This is a genomic window from Nostoc cf. edaphicum LEGE 07299 (assembly GCF_015207245.1).
GTDB lineage: Bacteria > Cyanobacteriota > Cyanobacteriia > Cyanobacteriales > Nostocaceae > Nostoc > Nostoc edaphicum_B.
The window spans coordinates 1-4,093 of record NZ_JADEXF010000531.1; the positions used below are offsets into that span (position 1 = coordinate 1).

Below are 4,093 nucleotides of genomic sequence, written 5' to 3' on the forward strand. Positions count from 1 at the left end.
TTGCAAAAGTTGGTCTTGTCCAGTCCGCAAACCCCAGACATTTGTCCCACGATTGATAATAGCAAACCAAACCAAACCGCGATCGCGTGTGGGCATCACTCCCGCTAAAGCGCTAACATCCCGGAGAGTACCAGTTTTGATCACAGTCGCCAGGGGAATGTGTCTGGCGTGCAGTGTCCCCCGATGATCGAATCCAGACATGGGGAACAAGTCAGCTAGATTCAGTTGATGGGCAGATGCCTCAGCTTGAATAGCCATCAACATGGCACAAGCTGCTCTAGGGGAAATGCGATTTTCGGGGCCTAGTCCAGAACCATTGATTAACTGAATTTCTACTTGTGGCACCCTCGCCAGGTTAGCAGCAGTTGATTGGACTACAGTTGCTCCCCCTACTGAATCTGCTAGCATCTCTGCCATATCGTTGTTACTGTAAACGTTCATCTCCTTGATTAGTTGCTTCAAGGGTAATGAGCGATGACGCAGTAACAAAGTTTGTTGAGGGTTTGGTTGCGCCTCAACTTTCACCCCACCCGCAATGACAACTTGAGGCTTGGGTGTTCCCTTGGGCATAATTGAGTGTGTATAAATCGCAGGGCGCCCCCAAGTTGCACGATTTAGCGTTTGCTTGAGCATCAGACCGGCTAGCATTGGCTGACGTTGAAAATTCATGGCAAAACTGCCAGTAATAATCAAATTCCCCTTTACTTGCTTGATGCCCATTTTATTGAGAGTATTACCAAGAGCGATCGCTTCTTCCCAAACAAACAAAGGATCGCCACGCCCTGTAATCACCAAATCGCCCTGCACCACTCCATTTAGCACTGGCCCAGTGACACTCACCAAAGTATCAAATTGGTAATCTGGCCCCCAAGTTTTCAAAGCAACTAGTGAAGTGGCAATTTTGGTTAAAGAAGCAGCCGGCAGAGGTGTCGTACCTTGATGATTCGCCATCAGCATTGGCCCCGACTGCATCCAAATCCCCTGATTCTCAGCCAGATTTTGCGCCACTACTTTTGATGTGATGAGCTTTTTCAGATATTCCTGCACCGTAGTCGCCCCAGTTGGATTTGGATCGGGGGCAAGAACTAAGCCAGGACTACTTTGCCAAGTCAAAGCATCTAAGGCATCTAGAGGCTTGATTTGTACCCCAGCCATTTCCAGCCAAAGCGACACCAAACCTGAACCCAATAATTCCAGCATTTTTTATTCCTCTGTTAGGATCTCAAGCGTTGTTTACTGTGCTAATATACAAGCTTTTTTACAATAATCAGTATTGAGTCATAATAACTAGTGTTTTTCTCATCTGTAAGTAGTAGTCTGTCAATAAATAATTGATGGATAGATCCCTGTAAAGACGGCGATTTATCGCGTCTCTCTAACCGTCAAAATAAATTTGATAGACCAGTAGTGGCGTGTGTAGCCTTAAATAGTGCATTAGAAAAACTCTTGTGGGATAGGTGTCTCACCCGTCCGGGGCGGACAAGATGTCCACCCCACAAGATATTGAGAAAATTTTAATATGCAAAGCAAATTAGATGTGTTTTAGCTTACCTACTTCCTTTCTGGATGCGCTGCATCCTCTGGCGAAGGAGTACCGATGCGGTTAATTGTGGCAATCATCTGATACAAACGCCCCAAATCGCGTTGATTGAAGTACAAAATGAGGCGAGGTAGTCCAACAGTTTCATCTTGTGCTTCTTGAGGTAATGCCTGACTTTTTTCAATTCTTCCTTGAAGAATAATGTCGCTAAAATCAGCATTAAGTTTTTCTAAAAGAGCGTCTGATATATCTGTCTTCAGGCGGATGACTAACTTATCGCCTACATAGCGGCTGGAATGATAAACCTGGTAAAAACGGGTGATAGCATCACAAGCCACATCCAGGTTATCTGTCACAGTGTAAAGACTGGGGTCTTCAGGATTGACAAGACCATTTTGCACTAATTGCTTATCAATATATTCGCTCCAAGAGCGCCAGTAATCGCCACCAGGGCGATCGATTAAAACTAAAGGTACTGGGCCAAATTTACCAGTTTGGCTTAATGTCATACATTCAAAAGCTTCATCTTGAGTGCCAAAGCCTCCTGGAAACAAGGCTACAGCATCACTTTCTTTGAGGAGAAACAGCTTACGGGTGAAGAAATATTTGAAGTTAATTAGCTTGGGATCGCCCTCTATAAAAGGGTTTGCTTGCTGTTCAAAGGGTAACTGAATGTTTAATCCAAAGGAATTTTCTCGCCCAGCACCTTCATGACCCGCCTGCATGATTCCACCACCACCACCAGTCATCACCATAAATCCTAATTGAGAAACAGCGCGAGCAAACTCAAGGGCCATTTGATATTCTGGTCTATCTGGCGCTAAACGAGCAGAACCAAAGATGGTGACTTTGCGAACGTGTCGGTAATCATAAAAAAGCTGGAAACCGCGCTCCATATCTGCTAATGCAGCAGATAATATTTTCCAATCTAGACGCTCAATTTCGTTATCAGCTAGACGAACAATAGTAGTAAGTGCTTGCTGAATAAATTGCCGATTTTTTAATGTCGGTAAACGAACGATCAATTCAGCGATATCCGCCTGTAAAGACTCTAATGTGTCAAACGACGCAGATGAGGTCATGAGAACTGCTGCAACAATGGCATTATATTTTACGTGAACTACTCACACTCTAGCAAGCGAGAATAGCCCTTTGATGTGCAGTTAGCAAATTAATTCAGAACTGGCAGAACTGGTTTTGCAGCTGAAAATTCTAAAATTTGTTTTGATAAAGCTTGTTGTGATACTTCAACTTTTGAAAACCATAGCAAGTTCTCTCGGTCGACCACTTGACATAACTCCCTCACTGAGGTCAGTGGTCGTCCCAATATACAGCAGATTTCAAGTTGGTGAAGTACACAAGCTAAGTCTGTTGCCCAAATATAAAGCGTGTTTTACTCGTGAATTCTGAATTCTGAATTCTACATTCTGTATTCTGCTGTATATCAGGGTTTGTGTAAAATGCCATAACTTACATCTATAGCGTATATCAAAAGAAAATTTTGTATCTTATTGCCAGATTTTTTGGGAATTAATGCCCATAATAAAAGCACTCTACCCCTAATCTAAGAAAGTAAAAAAGCTCTCTAGACCACAATAGCGTTCAGTTCAACCTAAAATCCTTGGTAGAGACGCGATCGCGATCGCCCCACTATGCTAACGTCTTGCTGCGCTAACGCGTCTTTACAGGTCAAAAAACAGTACAAAAAATCCTTAACCGAAAGGTACTGCTCTAAAGGATCTTTTATCGAAAACTGTCTCAATTACACTTCGACACATTAATGCATAATGTGACCTGTTTGTATAGTGCCTAAATTCTAGTAGAATCTTTTCGCAAATCTAAGTAGGAAGATAGATGGAAGTTTCTGGACGCAACATCGATTACCCACTGAATCCTCCTCCCCCTCTTGAAGATTTTCCCGTCCTTCAAACTGAAAAATATACCCTACGGCTGGCTTCAACTGAAGAAGAATTAGAATCAATTTTTCGGTTGCGCTTTGAAGTTTTTAATCTTGAACTAGGTTTGGGATTTTCTGCTTCTAACTTTACTCAGATGGATATAGATAAGTTTGATGCGGTTTGCCATCATTTAATTTTAATCTCCAAACATACAGGTAAAACGATTGGAACTTACCGGATGCAGACCTATATAATGGCTTCTCAAAGACTAGGCTTTGATGCTACCGATATATTTAATCTTAATGGAATTCCCAATTCTGTGCTTCAGGTATCAGTGGAAGTTGGGCGTGCATGTATAGCTAAAGAATATCGCAATAGTCAGACACTTTTACTACTCTGGGAAGGCCTGGCAAATTATCTCATCTGGAGTAAAAACCAATATTTCTTTGGCTGTGCATCATTAATCACACAATGTCCTGGGCAAGCTAGTTGTGCTTATGATTATTTTCGGCAGAATAACTTGATACATCCAAGTATTTTGGTTTATCCAAATTCACAATTTTGTCTAGAACTGACTCAAAATTGTCCAGATTCATCTAATGTTGAGATTCCGAAAATTTTGCAGGCATATTTGAATATTGGAGCTAAAATATGC

3 protein-coding genes are annotated in these 4,093 nt (G+C 42.1%); 1 reads left to right on the forward strand and 2 read right to left on the reverse strand.

What is annotated here, in order from left to right; genetic code table 11:
• Both IQ229_RS16250 and IQ229_RS16255 read right to left on the reverse strand, forming a co-directional pair.
• Positions 1–1,200, reverse strand: a 1,200-nt coding sequence (locus tag IQ229_RS16250) for a D-alanyl-D-alanine carboxypeptidase (RefSeq protein WP_194045401.1), incomplete at its 3' end; no start/stop codon positions are given.
• Positions 1,201–1,551: 351 nt separating this feature from the next.
• Positions 1,552–2,622 (reverse strand): LOG family protein, encoded by a 1,071-nt coding sequence (locus IQ229_RS16255; RefSeq protein ID WP_194045403.1) that lies wholly within the window; start codon positions 2,620–2,622, stop codon positions 1,552–1,554.
• 772 nt (positions 2,623–3,394) lie between these two features.
• Here IQ229_RS16255 and IQ229_RS16260 point away from each other — a divergent pair.
• The coding region (locus IQ229_RS16260) for a GNAT family N-acetyltransferase (protein ID WP_194045405.1) at positions 3,395–4,093 on the forward strand (699 nt) is incomplete at its 3' end.

Coding starts and splice junctions, on each gene's coding strand:
- IQ229_RS16255 (WP_194045403.1), bottom strand. CDS start 2,622: ATGACCTCATCTGCGTCGTTTGACACATTAGAGTCTTTACAGGCGGAT.